The following is a 22,589-nucleotide window of genomic DNA, read 5'->3' on the forward strand; positions in this document are numbered from 1 at the left end:
CAAATATTTAAATTTGACAATATATTAACATACAAGAATGTAACTGACAACTAATTCACTATAATTTTAATTGATTTATTCACTCGCTTCAATATCTTGCAACATTTCTGGATCATTTAAATCCGTTGAGAAATACTCATCTGTATTTGGCATTTTCATCAGAAAGTCTTGTTGTAAAGCTAACTCAACTTTAACATCTTCAATTTCATAATCAAATACATGGCCACCTTTTTTTAAATCATGGCTCAAGAAATGTACATGGTATCCTCCTACACCAATACCTTGTATGAAATGAGGTGTATAAAATCCAAATAATGTCCCTTCAGTTGATTCAAAATCAAAATATCCTTGCTCTTTAACCGCATCGACTAATTTAGGATACGGTTGTTGTTGTTTCTTTGCAGATCTTGCATTAATGACTTTAAACTTACCAGTAATTTTCGCACCATGGAAATGGTTCTCCCCATTAATTTCCTTAGTCATTATTTCATCTAATTGAGATTTATTGTAACTACCTTTTAAATTAAAAGTTTTAGTTGGTTGGAAATCCATGACGCTTGCATAAGGTGACATCTCATCTTCTGAAACTTCTCGGACTAACCCTGTACTTTCAATTACATATGGTTTACCTTCCAATATTATAAGTTCACCATTCAAACCTTCCAATGTACCTATACCATGATCACCAGATTCAATAATGTTTTTTATCGGGAATGCACCTTCAAAACGACCTCCTACGAGTGCTCCCATTGTAGAAAATTGTGTAACCTTATTCATAAAATCCCTCCTAATTTGTAGAGTCAGGTAATAAATCAGCCATCAATTCAGCATTATTACTATAATCTACTGGAATATCAACCACTACAGGACCTTCTTCATTTAATGCTTTCTTCAATACATCTTCTAACTCTTTTGAATGATTTACTCTATATCCTTTAGCGCCCATTGACTCGGCATATTTTACAAAGTCCACTGGACCCAATTCAACAGCTGCATTTTTACCATACTTATCAACTTGTTGGAATTTAACCATATCATAATAACCATCATTCCATATTAGCTGTACGATTGGTGCTTTTAGTCTGACAGCAGTCTCTAACTCTTGACCAGAGAATAGAAATCCACCATCACCAGCCATTGAGACAACTTTTTTACCAGGTCTTACTACAGAAGCTGCAATTGCCCACGGTAGCGCAACACCCAGTGTTTGCATACCATTTGAAAATAGTAGATGTCGTGGGGAATAACTTCTAAAGTAACGTGCCATATAAATATATAGCGAACCCACATCAACTGTAACTGTTGTTTCATCATCAATTAGTTCTTGTACTGTCTTTATTATATGTTTAGGGTTAACGCGCTCTGACTCTAAAATATCAGCTGGTAACTCATACTTATCATGTATGAGCTGAGTAATACGAGATAATAATGCTTTACCATCATTATCGATTTCAACATCTCCAACATCGAGCTTCTCATCTAAGCGTTGAATCGTTAAAGCGGTATTTCCAATAAGTTCAGTCATTGGTGAATAATGATTATCTATATCACTTTGTACTTCATCGATATGAATAATGTTTTTATCATTTTCTTTATTCCAAATAACTGGATCATATTCTATCGGGTCATATCCAACCGTAATTATTAAGTCTGAATGCTTTAATAATTCGTCTCCTGGTTGATTTCTAAATAACCCGATACGACCGTAAAAGTGTTCTTCAAGTTCACGTGAAATAATCCCTGATCCTTGGAAAGTTTCAACGACGGGGATAGGATTATTTGTCATAAACTTTCGAATTGCTTCTGTATTTTGTTCAGAAGAAGCCCTCATCCCAAGTAAGAATACTGGCAACTTAGCATTTTTCACTTTTTGGGCCAATGTATCAATTTCATAAGATGGAGCTGGACCAAGAATAGGTGGTTCTTTAACTGTCAATGCATCAACATCAAGATTAGTTGATGAGATAATATCTTGAGGAATACTGACAAAAGCTGCTCCTTTACGGCCTTCAACACTTGCCCGAAATGCATTCGTTACTGCTTCAGATATGCTGTTTGGTGATTGAACTTCAACAGAATGCTTCGTAATGTGACTCATCAACCCTGCATTATCTAATGATTGATGCGTTCTCTTAAGACTATCTTCTTGTTTCACATTACCACCAATCGCAACAACGGGATCACTTTCTGAATTAGCTGTAACAAGTCCAGTTGCTAAGTTCGTTATCCCAGGTCCACTTGTAACAAGCACAACACCCGGTTTTCCAGTAATTCGTCCAATACCTTGTGCAATGAACGTCGCATTTTGTTCATGTCGTGTCACGACTACTTCCGGACCTCTTTCTTCTAAAACATCAAATGCTTTGTCTATTTTCGCTCCGGGTACACCGAATACATGTGTAACCCCGTGATTTATTAGCGTATCTACAAATAAATCTCCACCAGTTTTACTCATTATATAATCCCCTTTACTTAAATATTTATTACTCCTACTATGTTAATATGATTAAAATATTCCTTCAACTTTTTTGTTTATAAAAAAAGGATAAAACCATAAAAATGGTTTTATCTTAATGTTATGTTTCATGTGAAACAATTGTTGATTCATCATCTTCTTCATTATTGCTTTCGTCTTCATCATCTTCATCTGATTCAATCAATTTGGCATATGTTGCAACTTTTTGGTCTTCACCAAGTTTAATTAATCTTACACCTTGTGTTGCACGACCAGTTTGAGAAATGTCTTCGACGTGCAATCTAATAATCACACCTTGATCGGTCACAATGATTAACTCTTCTTCTCCAGTAACCGTTGTGACTCTTACGATAGGTCCGTTTTTGTCCGTAATGTTAGCCGTTTTAATTCCTTTACCACCACGATTTGAGAGTCTATATTCACTTTCATGTGTTCGTTTTCCATAACCTTTTTCTGTTACAATCAATATTTCTTCATTCGAATTAGGCCTTAATATATCCAATCCAACGACTTCATCACCTTCACGAAGTGAGATTCCTTTAACTCCAGTTGCTGTTCGGCTAATTGGTCTCAGCTGATCTTCTTTAAATCTAATTAATGATGCATTTTTTGTCCCAAGTATAATCTCTTGATTTCCTGTTGTATGCCTTACTGCAATTAATTCATCTTCTTCTCGAATGTTAATTGCAATCTTACCATTACGGTTAATTCGTGCATAATCATTTAAAGAAGAACGCTTCACAATACCATCTTTTGTTGCAAAGATTAAGTATTCATTATCTTCTTCTAAGTTTTCAATCGCAATCATCGTACTAATTGTTTCATCTTTATCAAGTTCTAAGACGTTAATGATCGGAATTCCTTTTGATTGTCTAGACAGTTCAGGTATTTCATAACCTTTGATTTTGTATACTCTTCCTTTATTCGTAAAGAATAATAGATGACTATGAGTATTCATTGTCACAAGTTGAGAAACAAAGTCTTCATCTGCAGTATTCATACCTTGAATACCACGGCCGCCACGGTTTTGTGAACGATATGTTGAAGACGATAATCGCTTAATATAGTTATTATGACTTAATGTGACAACAATCGTATCTTCTGGTATTAAATCTTCATCTTCAATTAAGTTAGTATCACCAAACGTAATCTCAGTTCTACGTTCATCACCGAATTTATTTTTGATCTCTAATAATTCTTCTCTAATAATTTCTAAAATACGCTCACTATCCTCTAAAATGGCTCTTAACTCTTTAATACGCTCCATTAACTGTTGATATTCATCTTCAATTTTGTCACGTTCTAACCCAGTTAAACGACGTAACCGCATATCTAAAATTGCTTGTGCTTGTCTATCACTTAAGCTAAATTCGTTAATCAAGCCATTCTTTGCTTCTTCATCTGTCTCAGATCCACGGATTAATTTAATAATTTCATCAATATGATCTAGTGCGATACGAAGACCTTCTAAAATATGGGCACGATCTTCTGCTTTCTTTAATTCAAACTTCGTACGTCGATAAATGACTTGTTTTTGATGCTCTAAGTAATGAAATAGTATTTCCTTTAAATTTAATACTTGAGGTTGACCATTCACAAGGGCGAGCATATTCATTCCAAAGTTCGTTTGTAATGGTGTTTGTTTGTATAAGTTATTCAACACAACATTGGCATTCACATCTCGTCTTAACTCGATAACAATTCTTACTCCGACTTTATGCGATGTTTCATCTCGTAAATCTGTAATACCGTCAATTTTTTTATCTCGTGCAAGTTCTGCAATTTTTTCAACGAGACGTGCTTTATTGACTTGGTACGGAATTTCAGTAATGACAATACGACTTTTTCCATTCGATTGTTCTTCAATGTCCGTTTTTGCTCTCATAATGACAGAGCCACGTCCAGTTTCATATGCTTTCTTAATACCAGATTTTCCAAGAATAAGACCACTCGTTGGAAAGTCAGGACCTTGAATATCTTCCATCAATTCTTGAATTGTAATATCAGGATTTTTCGATAAGCTAATTACACCATCAATCACTTCATTTAAGTTATGTGGTGGGATATTTGTTGCCATACCAACCGCGATACCACTCGCACCATTGACTAATAGATTTGGGAATCTTGCCGGTAGAACAGACGGCTCTCTTTCATTTCCATCATAGTTATCTTCGAAATCAATCGTATCCTTGTTAATATCACGCATTAATTCCATCGCAATTTTACTCATGCGTGCTTCTGTATAACGTTGTGCCGCTGCTTCATCGCCATCCATTGACCCGAAGTTTCCTTGGCCATCAATTAACATATATCGGTAACTGAAAAATTGAGCCATTCTCACCATCGCATCATAAATCGATGAATCTCCGTGAGGGTGAAATTTACCCATTACATCCCCAACAATTCTTGCAGATTTCTTATAAGCCTTATCTGCTGTCATTCCATTATCATGCATACTATATAGTATTCTACGATGTACTGGTTTCAATCCATCACGCACATCCGGCAATGCACGAGATACGATAACACTCATGGCATAATCCAAAAACGATTGTTTCATTTCTTTAGAAATATTAATATTCGAACGTTGTTCATTCGGTGTATTATCCATCCATCATACCTCCTTAATCGATTATACGTCTAGATTCTCTACATACTGTGCGTTGTCTTCAATGAATTTACGTCGATTTTCTACAACGTCTCCCATTAACATTTCAAAGGTTTGGTCTGCCTCTATCGCATCATCTAACGTCACTTGTAACAATGTTCTTGAGTCTGGATTCATTGTCGTATCCCATAGTTGATCAGCCTTCATCTCACCTAAACCTTTAAATCGTGACAATTGATACTTCGTATTCTCTTTCATACTGTCAAGCATTGATTGTAAAGCTCGATCATCGAATACATATTCACTTTTTTTACCAACTTCTACTTTGTATAGTGGTGGTTGAGCGATATAAACATATCCCGCTTCAATTAAAGGTCTCATAAATCGGTAGAAGAACGTCAGTAATAACGTTCTTATATGTGCTCCATCAACATCAGCATCGGTCATGATAACGACTTTATGATATCTAGCTTTTGAAATATCGAACTCATCACCAATTCCGGTACCAAGCCCTGTAATCATTGAACGGATTTCATTGTTATTTAAAATTTTATCAAGCCTAGCTTTTTCAACGTTTAAGATTTTACCACGTAAAGGTAGAATCGCTTGAATTCGGCTATCTCGACCTAATTTTGCACTACCGCCCGCTGAGTTACCCTCAACGATAAATAATTCTGATTCAGTAGGATCTTTAGACGAACAATCTGCTAATTTCCCGGGCAAACTTGTCACTTCTAATGCTGATTTACGACGTGTCACCTCACGTGCTTTTTTAGCAGCCATTCTTGCACGTTGAGCCATAATCCCTTTATCAACAATAATCTTTGCGATGGTTGGATTTTCCATTAGAAATGTTTCAAATAAATTTGAAAATAGTGTATCAGTAATTGCTCGAACTTCAGAGTTACCAAGTTTAGTCTTCGTTTGTCCCTCAAACTGAGGATCTGGATGTTTGATTGACACAATTGCAGTCATACCTTCTCTTACATCTTCACCTGATAATCGATCATCACCTGATTTCAAAATATTTTGCTGCGTTGCATAATTATTAATCACACGAGTTAATGACCGTTTGAAACCTTCTTCATGCGTTCCACCTTCATATGTGTGAATGTTATTTGCATACGTCAGTAGGTTTGAATTAAATCCATCGTTATATTGTAGTGCAATTTCAACTTCGATGTCATCTTTGTCGTCATGACAATAAATTACTTCATCATGAATTGCTTCTTTTGTCTCGTTTAATTGTTCGACGAACGATTTAATACCACCTTCAAAGTAATACGTATCAGATTGTTCTTCTTCAGTTCTTTTATCTAATAGATGAATCGTAATCCCTTTATTTAAAAATGCTAACTCTTTACTTCTTTTCTTCAAAGTATCGTATTCATAATCACTTGTCTCAGTGAAAATCGTCTCATCTGCTTTAAAGCGAATCATTGTGCCTGTTTCTTCTGTTGTATCAATAACTTTCAAGTCAAATTGAGGAACACCTCGTTTATACGCTTGGTGGTGTACTTTTCCGTCACGTTTAACGTATACTTCTAAATCTTCACTTAAAGCATTTACAACTGATGAACCTACACCATGTAGACCACCTGACACTTTGTATCCTCCGCCACCGAATTTTCCTCCGGCATGCAGGACTGTAAGGATTACTTCTACAGCAGGTCTTCCCATCTTCTCTTGCATATCAACTGGGATACCACGTCCATTATCACTTACTTCTATCCAATTATCTTGATCGATTGTAATATGTATTTCATCACAATAACCAGCAAGTGCTTCATCAATACTATTGTCTACAATTTCCCATACGAGATGGTGTAATCCTTTACTCGCTGTAGATCCAATATACATTCCTGGTCTTTTACGGACCGCTTCAAGGCCTTCTAATACTTGTATTTGACTCGCACCATATTCTTGATTATTCTTTTCAGTCATTGTTTTCACGCTCTCTTTCATTCGTTAAGGCTAATTGTCCTGCTTCAATGGTATATATATTCGCATCATCCAGTATACTGTGATTAATGCCATGGATATTCGTCGTCGTGACAAAAGTTTGGACTTTGTTTTGAATTGAACTTAACAAGTGAGATTGTCGATGATCATCTAACTCACTTAACACATCGTCTAATAATAATACTGGATATTCTCCTACAACTTCTTTGATCAATTCGATTTCAGCAAGTTTCGTACTCAATGCTGTTGAGCGCTGCTGTCCTTGTGAGCCATATTTACCGACATCATAGCCATTAATATGGAATGTAATATCATCACGATGAGGTCCATATAACGAGGTTTGTCGTTCAATTTCTTTATGCTGATGATCATTTAAAAATTGATTCAACGCTTCTTCTGTTTCGATATGTCCATCAATATTTGATACATATTTAATTGACAATTGCTCGCTTTGATTGGAAATATCACAATGAATTTTTTTCGCATATTCGAGTAATTTTTGAATGAATAAGTGACGTCGTTCAGTCAATTCAATAGCAAGTTTCGAAAATTGTTCATTCATTACTTCAAGCTGTATCTTTAAGGCTTCACTAGATTGATATTTAAGCTGTTTTAATAACGCATTCTTTTGTTTATGAATTCTCACAAAAGAGCTTAATGTGTTCAAATAAATATGTGACATTTGACCGCATTCAATATCAATAAAACGTCTTCTATACGCAGGAGATCCTTTAACAATTGTTAAGTCTTCAGGTGCGAATAAGACGACGTTTAAATGACCTATATATTGTGATAACTTAGCTTGTTCCAAATAATTCACTTTAGCTTTTTTGCCTTTAGCAGAAAGTTCTAAAGACAAAGGGATGTGTCCATATTGATAAGTCATCTTTGCTTCTACTTTAGATTGTTGTGCATCCCATCGAATAAGTTCTTGATCAACAGATGTTCTATGCGATTTAGCAAGCGCAATATGATATATAGACTCCAATAAATTCGTCTTACCTTGCGCATTTTGACCGATAAAAATATTCATCTTAGGATGAAAATCAACTTCTAGATGCTCGTAGTTACGAAATTGTTGTAGCTTAATGGATTCAATAATCATGCGTCTTGTTCGTATTGAATTTGATAAGTTCCAACATCTTCGATTGTGACAACATCTAAATGATTTAATTTTTTACCGCGACGATGCTCTCTTTCACCATTCAATAGCACTTCATAATCCGCTAAAAAATATTTAGCATGTCCACCTGTATCAATAATTCCTTCATATTTCAGGAATTGACCTAATGTCATAAAGTCAGGTAAATGAACGATTTCCATGATCTCACCTCACTAATATGTTACTTATTCATTATACTATTAATTGTGAATAAATGCATTAAATAAAGGGCTTAGGAATGATTTTCCTTAAGCCCTTTATATGCTTCATATATGAGATTAATATGATCTAATTGGTAAAATTAATTGTTTTAAATCATCAGTCGATTGAGGTTTGATAATAAATGGTTTCATTGTACCAGAGAATTCAATAACGACATGATCATCATCAACAGATTTTAATGCATCCATCATATATTTTGAATTGAAATTTAATTTGATTTCTTCACCATCAATTGAATTGACATCAACCGTTTCTTTAGTCTCTCCTACTTCAGGTGAATTTGCACTAATTTCAACGATTTGATCTTTAACAGAGATTTTAGTGACATGATTGCCTGCTTCTTTTGCTAATAGGCTAGCACGTTCTGTTGACTTTAATAATAAATCTTTATTGACGTCTATCTTAGTTTCATATTGATCAGGGAACAACCTTGATGTATCTGGGTAATTTCCTTCAAGTAATCTTGAAATAAACTTTAACTCGTTGTATTCAAATAAAACTTGGTTGTTCGCAAATGAAATTTGAATCGGATCATCATGTTCATCAATAACCTTACTTAATTCAACGAATGCTTTACCAGGAATGACATGCTTTAACTCAGGTAAAGATTGCTCAATAGTAACTTCACGATAAGCTAATCGGTGTGAATCTGTTGCTGTAAATTTTAATGTGTTACCTGATGTTTCAAATAAAACACCAGTCAATATTGGTCGCGTTTCTGATGATGACACAGCAAAGCTTGTTTGATTGATTATCTTCTTAAGTAAGCTAATTGGTAATTCAATCGATTCTTCTTTAGACACTTCTGGTAATAATGGATATTGATCAGGATCGACTCCTGTCACATTAAATTCAGCACTTTTTGATTTAATAATCGCATGATTATTTTCTTTAGATTCAATCGTTACATCATCACCAGGTAATTTCCTAATAATGTCTACAAAAAATTTACCAGGTAATACAATTGCACCTGGAGTAGTCACTTCAATGATTTGTTCTTCTTCATTTTGAGTTGGTATTGTAAGTTCTATAGACATATCAGAATCACTACCAACGATTGTTAATTGTGAATTAGAGATTTCTAATTTAATTCCTGATAAAACAGGCATTGTATTGCGCGGTGAAATTACTTTTATAGCATTGGTTAAATGTTCAAATAATAAAGAACGATCAATTGTAAATTTCATGAAAAATCTCCTCTTCTATATATTATTTATTTTAATTATATTATATATAAAAATCGTAGTAAAAGTAATAGGGCTTGTGGATTTGTGTAAAACTTTAAAATAATAGTAGATTTCTATACTTAAACGCTGTGGATAACATGTGACTAAAGATAAAAAAGTTATCCACAGTTATTTTTTAATTGTCGATAAGTTTTTGCTTAATTGCATCAAGATCTCGCTTCATTGTTGGGTCATCTTTAGCAAGTTTTTTAATCTTATCATATGCATGAATCACAGTAGTATGATCTCGTCCCCCAAATTTTTCTCCGATATTCGGTAATGAGTACTCTGTCATTTCACGAGATAAGTACATCGCAATTTGTCTTGGCAATGCAATGGCAGCTTTACGACTTTTACTCGTAAACATTTCAATGTCAATATTGAAATGCTCACCGACAGCAGTTTGTATATCTTGAATTGATAATCTTTTCATTGCAGGTTGTCTGACGATATCTTTAAGTGCTTCGCTGACAATGTCTAATGTAAGTTCTTCGTTTACAATATTACTATACGCAATGACTCGATTTAATGCACCTTCTAGTTCTCTAACATTGGTGCTAATATGGTTTGCGATATAGCTTAATAAATCACTTGGAATATTAAGTCCATCTTCAGCACACTTCTTTTTTAAAATCGCAATTCTTGTTTCTAAATCTGGTGGTGTAATATCTGTAATGAGTCCCCATTCAAATCGATTGACTAGTCGATCTTCTAAGGTAGGGATATCTTTAGGTGTACGATCACTTGTCATGACAATTTGTTTTTTCGCTTCGTGCAATGCATTAAATGTATGGAAAAATTCTTCTTGAGTTTGCTCTTTACCTGCTAAAAACTGAATATCGTCAATAAGTAATAAATCAACGTTTCGATATTTGTTTCTAAATTGCTCGGTCTTGTTATCACGTATTGAATTAATGAAGTCATTTGTAAATTTCTCACTGGATAGATAAACGATGTTTGCATCAGGCTTTGTCTTCTTCACATAGTGACCAATCGCTTGCATTAAATGCGTTTTCCCCAATCCAACACCGCCGTATATAAAGAAAGGGTTATAAGCTTTTGCAGGAGACTCTGCAACGGCCAAACTCGCTGCATGAGCAAATTGATTTCCACTTCCCGTAACAAATGTTTCAAACGTATTATTTTCATTTAATATGCCGTCTAACAATTTATTAGGTGTTGGAAGTTCATCTTTTTGAGCTTCATCATTTCGAGTCTTATTTGAATCATAAAGTGAAGTATCTTTTTGTTCAGAGATTGCATTCACCTCAATAGAAACATCAGCACCAGTCGTCTCTTTAACAGCTTCTTTAATTAAATCAACATAATTGTTTTCAATCCAATATTTATTAAAATCGTCTTTCACTTCAATTTTCAATTTTTCATTGTTAAATTCTTTAATTTTAGAATGTTCGAACCAGTTTTTAAAACTGACAGGTTCAAGGTTTTTCTCTACATAAGATAAAACATTATCCCATATCGAGTTCAGCCCTTTTTCATACGAGTCTGATCTTGTCATAATATGTCTCCTCTATTGATGATAATTGATTGTTTTATATGTTTTAAAAGCTTAAAGTTTTGCACATGTGAATAACAATAATAACATCTTAATAAAAAAGTTATCCACATATGTGTATAAACTATGCATAACATAGAAACATTATACACTTATCCACAATATTTTTCTAGGAATACTGAATAATAATGACTAGAGTTACACACATTATAATAAGTTATCCACATATTCAGGGGATAACTCACTTTTTATATCACATATGTGAATAAGTTAAAGAAATGTTTATAATTCTGGGTATAACATTCATAAAATAATCATGTAGTTCACAGTATTATCCACAAAATTTCAAAAAAACATATAAGTTATCCACAATATTAGTAAACATAAGCATTAAAAAACTATTGCTTTATTGACTCTATTTTGTTATTCTTTAATAGTTACTGTTCAAGAGGTAGAACATCATAGTGAATCATATTGATGAGTTAGAGTACTCTATATATGCATATTATATGTATTAAGATTGAAAGAAAGTAAATCCGTGATATTCACTATAGATGAACAATATTTAATGGAGGTGTCTATTCATGGTAAAACGTACGTATCAACCAAACAAACGTAAACATAGTAAAGTACATGGCTTTCGTAAGAGAATGAGTACAAAAAATGGACGTAAAGTATTAGCGCGTCGTCGTCGTAAAGGAAGAAAAGTACTTTCTGCTTAAAGTCAGATAAAATAAGACTGCTGATATTGTCAGCAGTCTATTTTTTATATTTCTTAGAATATAAGCTTTAAATAAAATGATCTAAAGATATGTGATAACATATAATAGTACAAAATATATGGTAATAAGGTGTATAAAATGAAGAAGTCATTAAGATTAAAGAGAAACAGTGATTTTCAATCAGTATATAAAAAGAAAAAGTCGTTCGCGAATAGGCAATTTATCATATATTTAGATCAGGATATTGATAGAGGCCATCAATTTGGATTATCAATTTCTAAAAAATTAGGAAATGCTGTGATGCGCAATAAAATAAAACGTCGTGTTAGAGTTATTTGCCAAAAGTTGCAGCACGAATTGAAATATGGACGCTACATTATTATTGCAAGGCATCCAGTGATTAATATGACCCAGCAAGAGATGGAAAAATCATTATATCATGTATTTTCTGTCGCAAATTCTTTTAAGAAAGAAGCCAAGCGTACGAATAAAAATAAAAGTGGATAGCAATCAAAGATAATGAATAAGATTCATTTTATGTTTCACATGAAACAATACGGTATAATACATTTATGTATATCATTAAATTAAACACTAAAATTCTCATATCGGCACATATTAATAAGAGAGGTGATGACTAAATGATGGAATTTGATACGATTTCAAGTATATCTACACCGATGGGTGAAGGAGCTATAGGAATTGTACGGTTATCAGGGACTAATGCTATAAAAATTGCTGACACTTTATATAAAGGAAAGTTTCGATTAACAGAAGTGGAATCACATACGATGAATTATGGTCATATCATTGATCCTCATTCACATGACGCAATAGATGAAGTTATGATTGCTGTAATGAAGGCTCCGAAAACTTATACATCAGAAGATGTAGTGGAAATTAATTGTCACGGTGGAATACATTCGCTACAGCAAGTTTTACAATTAACTTTAAAGCATGGTGCTAGATTGGCTGAACCAGGTGAATTTACGAAGAGGGCATTTCTAAATGGTCGAATTGATTTAACACAAGCAGAAGGTGTAATGGATATTATTCATGCAAAAACGTCAAAAGCTTCTAAAGTTGCTTTGCAACAAATAAATGGTCGATTAAAAATGAAAATTGAAACGTTGAGACAATATATATTAGAAATTCTCGCTCAAGTGGAAGTCAATATCGATTATCCTGAATATGATGATGTTGAAGAAGCAACAACAGAGTTATTAAAGACAAATGCGCAATATGTTTCACGTGAAATTACTTCATTACTTCAGACAGCGAGTCAAGGTAAAATCATGAGAGATGGACTATCGACCGTCATCGTTGGACGACCAAACGTTGGTAAAAGTTCATTGTTGAATGCAATGATTCAAGATAATAAAGCGATTGTGACAGATGTCGCTGGAACAACTCGAGATGTATTAGAAGAGTTTGTTAATATAAGAGGTGTTCCACTAAGATTAATTGATACTGCTGGCATCAGAGAGACAGAAGATATCGTTGAAAAAATTGGTGTGGAAAGAAGTCATACAGCATTAAAACAAGCAGATCTTGTCTTGTATGTTATCAATCAAAATGAAACTTTAAATGAAGATGATTATCGATTAATGGATTACTTAAAAAATGAGGAAGTTATTGTTATTATCAATAAAGTGGATTTAGAACAACGTGTGAATATTGATGAAATTAAATCAATTCTATCTAATGCAGAATTTGTGTACACATCAATTACAACAGATCAAGGAATTGATGAATTAGAAGAAAGTATTGCATCACTATTTTTTGATGGTTCTGTTGAAATGCAAGATGCAACGTATCTTTCTAACGCTCGTCATATTCAGTTAATTGAACAAGCGAAAGAATCAATAGAAGATGCACTGAGTTCTGCAGAAGAAGGTGTTCCAATCGATTTAGTGCAAATTGATTTAATTAAAACATGGGAATTACTTGGTGAAGTAATTGGTGCTCAAGCGGATGAAGGATTAATTGATCAGCTATTTAGTCAATTTTGTTTAGGAAAGTAAGGTGAAGAATTTATGTCAATAAAGTATGATGTAATTGTTGTAGGTGCTGGACATGCTGGTGTAGAAGCAGGGCTTGCAGCAAGTCGCAAAGGGTTAAAAACATTAATGCTTACAATAAACTTGGATAGTATTGCTTTTATGCCATGTAATCCAAGTGTCGGTGGACCGGCTAAAGGTATCGTTGTACGAGAAGTCGATGCTCTTGGTGGTCAAATGGCCAAGGTTATTGATAAGACTCATATACAAATGCGTTTATTGAATACAGGTAAAGGACCAGCAGTAAGAGCACTCAGAGCACAAGCAGATAAAATTAAATATCAAAGTGAAATGAAGTCTGTATTGGAACAGCAAGATCATTTAGATATATTACAAGGTATGGTTGATGAACTACTCATTGAAAATGATACTGTATATGGTGTGAAGACTAATATTGGAACAGAATATTTAGCAGATGCTGTTATTTTAACTACAGGAACATTTTTACGTGGTGAAATCATTCTTGGTGATTTGAAATACTCAAGTGGACCAAATCATCAAATGCCATCGATTAAACTTGCTGATCAACTTAAAGCATTAGATTTTGAAATAGTAAGGTTTAAAACAGGAACACCGCCTCGTGTTAATTCAAAGTCAATTAATTATGACGAAACTGAAATACAACCAGGGGATGATGAAGTACGAGCGTTTAGTTATGAGACAACGGAATACATTACTGATCAATTACCTTGTTGGTTAACTTATACTAATGAAGAAACACATAAAATTATCGATGATAACTTACATCGTTCTGCAATGTATTCAGGGATGATTAAAGGAACAGGACCAAGATATTGTCCATCAATTGAAGATAAAATTGTTCGATTCAATGATAAACCGAGACATCAAATATTCTTAGAACCTGAAGGTCGAGATACACAAGAAGTTTATGTTCAAGGGTTATCGACATCGATGCCAGAAGATGTCCAAAGAGATATGCTTAGAACAATTCCGGGATTAGAACAAGCGAATATGATGCGAGCAGGCTATGCGATTGAATACGATGCGATTGTACCAACACAGTTATGGCCATCTCTTGAGACGAAAACGATTCATAATTTATTTACTGCGGGTCAAATCAATGGAACAAGTGGATATGAAGAAGCGGCAGGTCAAGGATTAGTAGCAGGGATCAACGCTGCAAATAAAGTACTAGGTAAAGATCCATTAATTTTAAGTAGGACGGATGCGTATATCGGAGTTTTAATTGATGACTTAGTCACTAAAGGAACGAATGAACCGTATCGATTATTGACGAGTCGTGCTGAACATCGATTACTATTAAGACACGATAATGCTGACTTAAGATTAACTGAATTAGGATATAAGGAAGGTCTTATCAGTGATGAAAGGTATACTCAGTTTAATGATAAGAAACAAGCGATTGAAGATGAGAAAAAGAGATTGAGTGAGATTCGGATTAAACCAAATGAAAAAACTCAAGCTGTCATCGAACAACGTGGAGGAACATCATTAAAAGATGGTATTTTAGCGATTGATTTATTGAAACGACCTGAGATGGATTATACATCTATTGTTGAAATTTTAGGCGAAGATATTCAGCTGCATAAAGAAGTTGTAGAACAAGTTGAAATACAGACAAAATATGCTGGTTATATCGAAAAATCTATTGCTCAAGTCAATAAAATTAAAAGAATGGAAGAGAAATCTATTCCACATAATATAGATTATGATGCAATTCATAGTTTGGCGACTGAAGCACGAGATAAACTAAAAACAGTTAAACCGATAAATTTAGCTCAAGCAGCAAGAATTTCTGGTGTAAATCCAGCAGATATATCAATATTACTTGTTTATTTAGAACAAGGTAAAATTGCGAGGGTTAACAATCATGAATGAAACACAATTTGTTAATCAACTTAAAGAAATCAATATAGAAATCAATGAAGAACAATTGAATCAGTTTGAAAGATATTTTGAACTTCTCGTAGAATGGAATGAAAAGATCAATTTAACGTCGATTACTGAACGAGAAGAAGTCTATTTAAAGCACTTTTATGATTGCATTTTAAGTGCTAAGTATTTTGATTATTTAACGATTCAATCATTATGTGATATTGGAGGCGGTGCAGGGTTTCCGAGCATCCCTCTAAAAATCATATTTCCACATTTACAAATAACAGTTGTCGATTCATTAAATAAGAGAATTAACTTCCTAAATACAGTTGCGATGGAATTAGAATTAGAAAAAGTAAGATTTATTCATGGCAGAGCAGAGGATATTGCTCATACTGAATTAAGAGCAAGTTTTGATGCAGTCACTGCTCGCGCGGTTGCTCGATTATCAGTGCTCTCTGAATTGTGCATACCGTTTGTTAAAAAAGGTGGATATTTTATCACATTAAAAGGTGATAAAGGACAGGATGAACTAAAAGATAGTCAACATGCATTTAAAGTATTAGGTATTGAAGTTGATTCGGTATATGATGACACTTTACCTGTTATAGAAGATCATAGAATGATTGGATTATTAAAAAAGAAATATGAAACACCAAAAAAATATCCTCGTAAAGCAGGAACACCGAATAAAAAACCACTATAGTTTTAGAAGCATTCTGGAGTGATTGAATGAAAAAACCATTCTCAAAGTTATTTAACTTAAAACAACAAACAAATGACCAAGAAGAAGTTACTTATATTGCAATAGAAAAAATCGTTCCAAACCGATATCAACCACGTGTTCATTTCGATAAAACGAAAATAAGTGAACTTGCTGACAGTATTAAAGAGCACGGTTTACTTCAACCAATAGTTGTTAGACCCATTGAAGAAGACATGTTCGAAATTATTGCTGGTGAGCGTAGGTTTAGAGCATCTAAAATGAACAGAGCTACAAAAGTACAATGTATTATAAAAAATTTAGATGATCAAGAGACAGCAGCAATTGCATTAATAGAAAATATTCAACGCGAGAACTTATCTGCAATAGAAGAAGCAAAAGCCTATTTAAGCTTAATGAGTTTAAGTCAGATTACACAAAAAGAGCTTGCATTAAGTCTTGGGAAAAGCCAATCTTTCGTTGCAAATAAGGTGAGACTACTTAAGCTTTCAACACCAGTAATACAAGCACTTAATGAATTTAAAATTAGTGAACGTCATGCTAGAGCAATGATTTCACTATCTGAGCCGCTACAAATACAATATTTGAACGAAGTTATCACAGAGGGTCTTACTGTAAAACAGTTAGAACAACGTATTAATGTTTCACATGAAACAAAAAATGATACAATAGATGATGAGGAAAGAACTCAAAACGACAAAAATGAGATTACTTCTAAAGATGTTGTTAGTAAAATAGAGCGTTCAGTCCAAAAATATGAGGATCAAGGTGTTCAAATAGAGAAATCATCAATTGAACATCCGGAGTATACAGAAGTTACATATAAAATTTATCATTCTTAATTTAAGGAGTTTAAATTATGACGAAGATAATGAGTATTGCAAACCAAAAGGGTGGCGTTGGTAAAACAACTACGGCAGTCAACTTGAGTGCTTCTCTTGCTGCAAAAAATAAAAAAGTGCTGATGATTGATGCCGATCCACAAGGAAATGCAACAAGTGGTTTAGGTGTCGATAAAGAAGAAGTAGAACTATCAATTTATGATGTGTTGGTTGATGATTATTCGATGAATGATGCAATCGTATCCACTGAAATAGATGGATTAGATTGTGTACCAGCGAATATTAATCTAGCAGGTGCTGAGATAGAACTTGTCTCTGCGATGAGTAGAGAAGTCAGATTAAAAAGAGCAATTAGTGAATTGTCAACATCATATGACTACATTATTATTGACTGTCCGCCTTCGTTAGGATTATTAACGATTAATGCTTTTACAGCATCTCATGGAATTTTAATTCCTGTACAGTGCGAATACTATGCATTAGAAGGGTTAAGTCAACTATTAAACACGATTAAACTCGTTCAAAGACATTTGAATAAAGCACTTGAAATAGAAGGTGTACTTCTGACAATGCTTGATGCTAGAACAAATTTAGGAACTCAAGTGACAGAAGAAGTTAAAGCTTACTTTGGTGAAAAAGTCTATAATACAGTCATTCCAAGAAATATCAGATTAGGTGAAGCACCAAGTTTCGGGCAGCCAATACACGTTTATGATTCAAATTCAACCGGTGCAAAAAATTATATGCAATTAGCTGAGGAGGTCATTAATCATGGCTAAGCCAAGAGGATTAGGGAAAGGTCTAGGGGCAATCATTATGGATAAACATGATGATGAACTTGTTGAGACTGTTAAACTAAGTGAAATTAGAGTAAACCCTTATCAACCGAGAACGGAATTTGATGAAGACGCATTAAATGATCTTGCATCCTCAATAAAAACTCATGGTGTACTACAACCGATTATTTTGAGAAAATCAGTTAAAGGATTTGAAATTGTCGCAGGAGAAAGACGTTTCAGAGCTTCCAAACTTGCTGGGAAAAATTCAATCCCTGCGATTGTTAAAACGTTGAGTGAAAAACAAATGATGGAACTAGCAGTCATAGAAAACTTACAGCGTGAAGATTTAACAGCGTTAGAGGAAGCACGAAGCTATGAAACATTAATGGATAAACTTAATATTACACAACAAGAAGTTGCGACACGTCTTGGTAAAAGTAGATCATATATCGCAAATATGCTTAGACTACTACAACTTCCTAATGACGTAAAAAAGTTAATTAATGAAGGCAAAATAAGTGGTGGTCATGGTCGGACATTACTATCATTGAATAATCAAATCGATAAATCTAAAGTTGCACAACAAATTATTGAAGAAAAGATGAGTGTCAGGCAGTTAGAGTTTCACGTGAAACAGTTGAATGAGGAACTTAATGAACACCAAGGACCTAAGTTTGTATCACCAAAAGATAAGGATAAAGACAGAGAATCAAACAATAGAAGCGTAAATAATACTAAGCCTCAATTTATCTTAAAGCAAGAAGAGATATTAAAGAAACAGTTTGGAACAGATGTTGAAATATCCAATAAAAATAAAAAAGGTAAAATTTCATTTTCTTTCAAAAATGAAGAGGAATTCAAAAGATTAATTGATACATTTATGAATGGAAGTGAACAATAAGAAATGTATACAATTTTGACCGCAAATGAGGCTGTTGAAAATACAAAAGATGAAGTTAAAGAGAGTCTATCGATATTGCAAAGGCTCACCGCACCATTTAAAGATAGCGAATTTTGGGTTGGAGTATTTATGAATGTTGTCTGGTCGTTGATGATCATTATTGCAGCACTTATTATTATTAAAATTCTTCAAACTATGATTAAGAAAGTATTCAATATAGGTAATAAGAATAAAAATTTATCCGCAAAAAAACGCGATGAAACACTGGTAGAGTTATTACGAAATATATCTATCTATGCAGTTTGGTTTATTGCAATTACAGCGATATTTGACATTTTTGGTGTACCGATTCGTGGGCTTTTGGCCGGAGCAGGAATTATTGGTTTAGCCGTTGGGTTTGGAGCACAAAGTTTAGTGAAGGATGTTATTACAGGTTTTTTCATTTTATTTGAGAATCAGTTTTCGGTCGGAGATTATGTTAAAATCAATAGCAGCGGTTCATTGATTGCGGAAGGCACAATATTATCATTAGGACTTAGATCGACTAGAGTAAAATCCATCACAGGTGAAATCACAATATTACCAAACGGGAGTATAATGGAAGTTGTAAATTATTCAATGTCTAACATCATTGCTGTTTCTGAGATACCAGTTAATACCGATGATGATATAGATGAAGCGATGAAAAGTTTGGAAGAATTATTTGCAGAGATGCCAAATCATTATCATGAACTTGTTGCTCCTCCAGAAATTTTAGGGGTAGATGATATCTCTTATGGTGTGAGTACTATTAAAGTCATTGCAGAATGTTTACCAAATCAACATTATGGAATAGAGCGTGCTATACGTAAAGATGCTAAGAAACATTTAGAAGAAAATGGGTTCAAAAAACCACTACAACAGATGGTATTAAATCAGCATATAAAATAAAGAATATAAGAGAGAACAAAGGAGAATATTATGGCACTAACAGCAGGAATTGTCGGATTACCGAACGTAGGAAAATCAACGTTATTTAACGCTATTACAAAAGCAGGAGCGCTTGCAGCAAACTATCCATTCGCAACCATTGACCCAAATGTCGGTATTGTAGACGTACCGGATGAGCGTTTGAATAAATTAACAGAACTCGTACAACCGAAAAAAACAGTACCAACAGGCTTTGAATTCACTGATATCGCGGGGATCGTTAAAGGTGCATCAAAAGGCGAAGGACTTGGGAATAAGTTCTTATCACATATTCGTGAAGTCGATGCGATTTGTCAGGTTGTCAGAGCCTTTGAAGATGACAATGTCACACACGTCTCAGGCCAAGTGAATCCGATTGATGATATTGAAGTTATTAATTTAGAATTAATACTTGCTGACTTGGAATCGGTGGATAAAAGAATTCCAAGAGTTGAAAAAATGGCGCGACAAAAAGATAAAGATGCGATGAAAGAAGTGGCAACGTTAACAAAGCTAAAAGAAGCCTTTGAAAATAACACACCAGCACGTGCTATCGAGTTGAATGATGATGATAAAGAAATCATTAAACATATGCATTTACTCACGATGAAACCGATGCTCTATGTTGCGAATGTCAGTGAGGAAGACTTACTAGAAGGGAATAAATATCTAGATGAGATAAAAGCATTTGCAAGCAACGAAGGATCAGAAGTTATCGTAGTGTGTGCAAAGATAGAAGAAGAAATTGCAACACTTGAAGATGATGAGAAAGATATGTTTTTAGAAGATTTAGGGCTAGATAAATCAGGGTTAGATAAGTTGATTAATGCTTCTTATAACTTGTTAGGACTTGCAACGTACTTTACTGCAGGTGTACAAGAAGTTAGAGCATGGACATTTAAAAAAGGTATGACTGCACCAGAATGTGCAGGTATTATTCATACAGACTTCCAAAAAGGATTTATCCGTGCAGAAGTTGTTTCATACGATGATTTATTAGAACATGGTAGTGAAGCTGAGGCGAAAGAAGCAGGTAAAGTTAGACTTGAGGGGAAAGAATACATTATGAAAGATGGAGATGTAGTTCACTTTAGGTTTAATGTTTAAGTCAACGATTTATAAGAATACGAATAATGAAATAATAAAATTTTAGATTGAACTAACATTGTTTAGATGTTATAATTTTATATTGTGAGTAATGTAATGTTACTCCTTGCATACATAGAGATGTATGCCGTTTAAGTCCATAAGGAGGTGTAAAGAGATGAACGCATATGAAATTTTATACATCATTAAACCAGATGTTGAAGAAGCAACAATGAAAGAAGTTGTTGAATACTTCGATAATGTTTTAACAAATAACAATGCGGAGATCATCGAGTCTAAAGAGTGGGGTAAGCGTAAATTAGCTTATGAAATTGATGACTATAAAGAAGGTTTTTATAGAATCATTAAAGTTAACGCAACGCCTGAAGCAACTCATGAATTCGATCGTCTAATCAAAATCAACGATAACGTGTTAAGACACATCGTTGTACGCGAAGAAGAAAAATAATAAACATGAATGAACAGGAGATGCTGAAATGTTAAATAGAGTTGTGCTTGTTGGTCGTCTGACACGTGATCCTGATTTTAGAACATCTCAATCTGGTGTATCAGTTGCAAACTTTACTTTGGCTGTAAATAGAACATTTACAAATGCACAAGGTGAACGAGAAGCGGACTTCATTAACTGTGTAGTCTTTAGAAGACAAGCAGAGAATGTTAACACGTATCTCTCTAAAGGAAGTCTTGCCGGTGTAGATGGAAGATTGCAGTCTAGAAGTTATGATAATAAAGAAGGTCAACGTGTGTACGTGACTGAAGTTGTATGTGATAGTGTTCAATTTTTAGAGCCTAAAGGTTCTAATAATAACTCAAGTCAATCTAATAATGGTCAATACAACAACAATTATAATAATAACTACAATAATGGAAATAATAATTATAACAATAATTATAATAACCAAAACAATGCATTCAATCAGAACAAACAGAATAACAATGCACCCGTTCAAAATCCATTTAAGGATCTAGAGCAAGCAAACAATTCGAATAACAACTTCAATGCATCAAATCAAAATAGCGGAGGTCCAGTAGACCTTGCAGATGATGATTTACCATTCTAAAAATCAATTTTATACGTAAGGAGGAATTCAAATGGCAGGTCCAAGAAGAGGCGGACGTCGTCGTAAAAAGGTATGTTATTTCACTTCAAACGGAATTACCCATATCGATTACAAAGACACAGAATTATTAAAGAGATTTATCTCTGAGCGTGGTAAAATTTTACCACGTCGTGTAACAGGTACTTCAGCGAAGTATCAACGTCCATTAACGAAAGCAATCAAACGTGCTCGTCATATGGCTTTATTACCGTATGTTAAAGATGAGGCATAATATTTATTTTTTAAGGCTATCCTTATTAAGGATAGCCTTTTTATTTTTATTGGTTCTCACCTATATTATGTAAAACATGTAAGGATAATTATTTTGCTTGACATGTATTTATTATAAATATATGATTGTTTTAGTCAGATATGGA

Annotated in this window: 20 protein-coding genes, 1 pseudogene and 1 other annotated feature (1 of these 22 cut by a window edge); of the genes and pseudogenes, 13 read left to right on the forward strand and 8 right to left on the reverse strand. The window is 33.8% G+C overall.

Features of this window, described 5'->3' with window-relative positions; translation table 11 throughout:
- Nucleotides 1-5: a binding site (T-box leader), on the reverse strand; it reaches 194 nt to the left of the window's first position.
- 70 nt (nt 6-75) lie between these two features.
- From budA to dnaA, 8 genes and pseudogenes are all read right to left on the reverse strand, one after another.
- Entirely contained in the window at nt 76-777 is a 702-nt protein-coding gene (budA, locus tag EDD62_RS06845) for an acetolactate decarboxylase (protein WP_123808053.1), read from the reverse strand.
- A 10-nt stretch (nt 778-787) separates the two neighbouring features.
- Nucleotides 788-2,455 carry an acetolactate synthase AlsS gene (gene alsS, locus EDD62_RS06850; RefSeq protein WP_123808054.1) on the reverse strand — a complete coding sequence of 556 codons (1,668 nt, stop codon included), beginning with the start codon at nt 2,453-2,455 and terminating at the stop codon, nt 788-790.
- A 142-nt stretch (nt 2,456-2,597) separates the two neighbouring features.
- Nucleotides 2,598-5,087 (reverse strand): annotated as a pseudogene (gene gyrA, locus EDD62_RS06855) (DNA gyrase subunit A); the annotation flags it as partial.
- Between the two features lie 21 nt (nt 5,088-5,108).
- Entirely contained in the window at nt 5,109-7,028 is a 1,920-nt protein-coding gene (gene gyrB / locus EDD62_RS06860) for a DNA topoisomerase (ATP-hydrolyzing) subunit B (protein ID WP_077141080.1), read from the reverse strand.
- Nucleotides 7,021-8,151 (reverse strand): DNA replication/repair protein RecF, encoded by a 1,131-nt coding sequence (gene recF, locus EDD62_RS06865; protein WP_077141079.1) that lies wholly within the window; start codon nt 8,149-8,151, stop codon nt 7,021-7,023. The genes gyrB and recF overlap by 8 nt, the downstream gene beginning before the upstream one ends.
- Nucleotides 8,148-8,369: an RNA-binding S4 domain-containing protein gene (locus EDD62_RS06870; protein ID WP_192843528.1), complete on the reverse strand. Its 222-nt coding sequence runs from the start codon at nt 8,367-8,369 to the stop codon at nt 8,148-8,150. The genes recF and EDD62_RS06870 overlap by 4 nt, the downstream gene beginning before the upstream one ends.
- Before the next feature lie 117 nt (nt 8,370-8,486).
- Entirely contained in the window at nt 8,487-9,617 is a 1,131-nt protein-coding gene (gene dnaN / locus EDD62_RS06875) for a DNA polymerase III subunit beta (RefSeq protein WP_077141077.1), read from the reverse strand.
- A 175-nt stretch (nt 9,618-9,792) separates the two neighbouring features.
- Nucleotides 9,793-11,175, reverse strand: a complete 1,383-nt coding sequence (gene dnaA / locus EDD62_RS06880) for a chromosomal replication initiator protein DnaA (RefSeq protein ID WP_077141076.1) — start codon at nt 11,173-11,175, stop codon at nt 9,793-9,795.
- A gap of 581 nt (nt 11,176-11,756) precedes the next feature.
- Here dnaA and rpmH point away from each other — a divergent pair.
- From rpmH to rpsR, 13 genes are all read left to right on the forward strand, one after another.
- Complete coding sequence (gene rpmH / locus EDD62_RS06885) at nt 11,757-11,894, forward strand: 50S ribosomal protein L34 (RefSeq protein ID WP_000240855.1); 138 nt, start codon at nt 11,757-11,759, stop codon at nt 11,892-11,894.
- Nucleotides 11,895-12,032: 138 nt separating this feature from the next.
- The gene (gene rnpA, locus EDD62_RS06890) at nt 12,033-12,401 is read left to right on the forward strand and encodes a ribonuclease P protein component (protein ID WP_077141075.1); all 369 of its coding nucleotides are present in this window, start codon (nt 12,033-12,035) and stop codon (nt 12,399-12,401) included.
- A 137-nt stretch (nt 12,402-12,538) separates the two neighbouring features.
- The gene (gene mnmE / locus EDD62_RS06895; protein ID WP_123808133.1) at nt 12,539-13,918 is read left to right on the forward strand and encodes a tRNA uridine-5-carboxymethylaminomethyl(34) synthesis GTPase MnmE; all 1,380 of its coding nucleotides are present in this window, start codon (nt 12,539-12,541) and stop codon (nt 13,916-13,918) included.
- Between the two features lie 12 nt (nt 13,919-13,930).
- Nucleotides 13,931-15,814 (forward strand): tRNA uridine-5-carboxymethylaminomethyl(34) synthesis enzyme MnmG, encoded by a 1,884-nt coding sequence (gene mnmG / locus EDD62_RS06900; RefSeq protein ID WP_123808056.1) that lies wholly within the window; start codon nt 13,931-13,933, stop codon nt 15,812-15,814.
- Entirely contained in the window at nt 15,807-16,517 is a 711-nt protein-coding gene (gene rsmG, locus EDD62_RS06905) for a 16S rRNA (guanine(527)-N(7))-methyltransferase RsmG (RefSeq protein WP_123808057.1), read from the forward strand. The genes mnmG and rsmG overlap by 8 nt, the downstream gene beginning before the upstream one ends.
- Nucleotides 16,518-16,543: 26 nt before the next feature.
- Nucleotides 16,544-17,377, forward strand: coding sequence for a ParB/RepB/Spo0J family partition protein (locus EDD62_RS06910; RefSeq protein WP_123808058.1), 834 nt, complete (start codon nt 16,544-16,546; stop codon nt 17,375-17,377).
- A gap of 17 nt (nt 17,378-17,394) precedes the next feature.
- Complete coding sequence (locus tag EDD62_RS06915) at nt 17,395-18,156, forward strand: ParA family protein (RefSeq protein ID WP_077141071.1); 762 nt, start codon at nt 17,395-17,397, stop codon at nt 18,154-18,156.
- A complete protein-coding gene (locus tag EDD62_RS06920) occupies nt 18,149-19,057 on the forward strand; it encodes a ParB/RepB/Spo0J family partition protein (protein WP_123808059.1) in 909 nt (302 codons plus the stop codon). Before EDD62_RS06915 ends, EDD62_RS06920 begins: the two co-directional genes overlap by 8 nt.
- A 15-nt stretch (nt 19,058-19,072) precedes the next feature.
- The gene (locus EDD62_RS06925) at nt 19,073-19,987 is read left to right on the forward strand and encodes a mechanosensitive ion channel family protein (protein ID WP_170152794.1); all 915 of its coding nucleotides are present in this window, start codon (nt 19,073-19,075) and stop codon (nt 19,985-19,987) included.
- A 30-nt stretch (nt 19,988-20,017) separates the two neighbouring features.
- Nucleotides 20,018-21,112 carry a redox-regulated ATPase YchF gene (ychF, locus tag EDD62_RS06930; RefSeq protein WP_123808060.1) on the forward strand — a complete coding sequence of 365 codons (1,095 nt, stop codon included), beginning with the start codon at nt 20,018-20,020 and terminating at the stop codon, nt 21,110-21,112.
- 157 nt (nt 21,113-21,269) lie between these two features.
- A complete protein-coding gene (rpsF, locus tag EDD62_RS06935) occupies nt 21,270-21,560 on the forward strand; it encodes a 30S ribosomal protein S6 (protein WP_077141069.1) in 291 nt (96 codons plus the stop codon).
- Nucleotides 21,561-21,588: 28 nt separating this feature from the next.
- Nucleotides 21,589-22,173, forward strand: coding sequence for a single-stranded DNA-binding protein (gene ssb / locus EDD62_RS06940; protein WP_123808061.1), 585 nt, complete (start codon nt 21,589-21,591; stop codon nt 22,171-22,173).
- A 31-nt stretch (nt 22,174-22,204) separates the two neighbouring features.
- Nucleotides 22,205-22,444 (forward strand): 30S ribosomal protein S18, encoded by a 240-nt coding sequence (gene rpsR / locus EDD62_RS06945; RefSeq protein WP_077141067.1) that lies wholly within the window; start codon nt 22,205-22,207, stop codon nt 22,442-22,444.
- The last annotated feature ends 145 nt before the right edge of the window (nt 22,445-22,589 follow it).

The organism is Abyssicoccus albus, assembly GCF_003815035.1.
GTDB classification, from domain to species: domain Bacteria; phylum Bacillota; class Bacilli; order Staphylococcales; family Abyssicoccaceae; genus Abyssicoccus; species Abyssicoccus albus.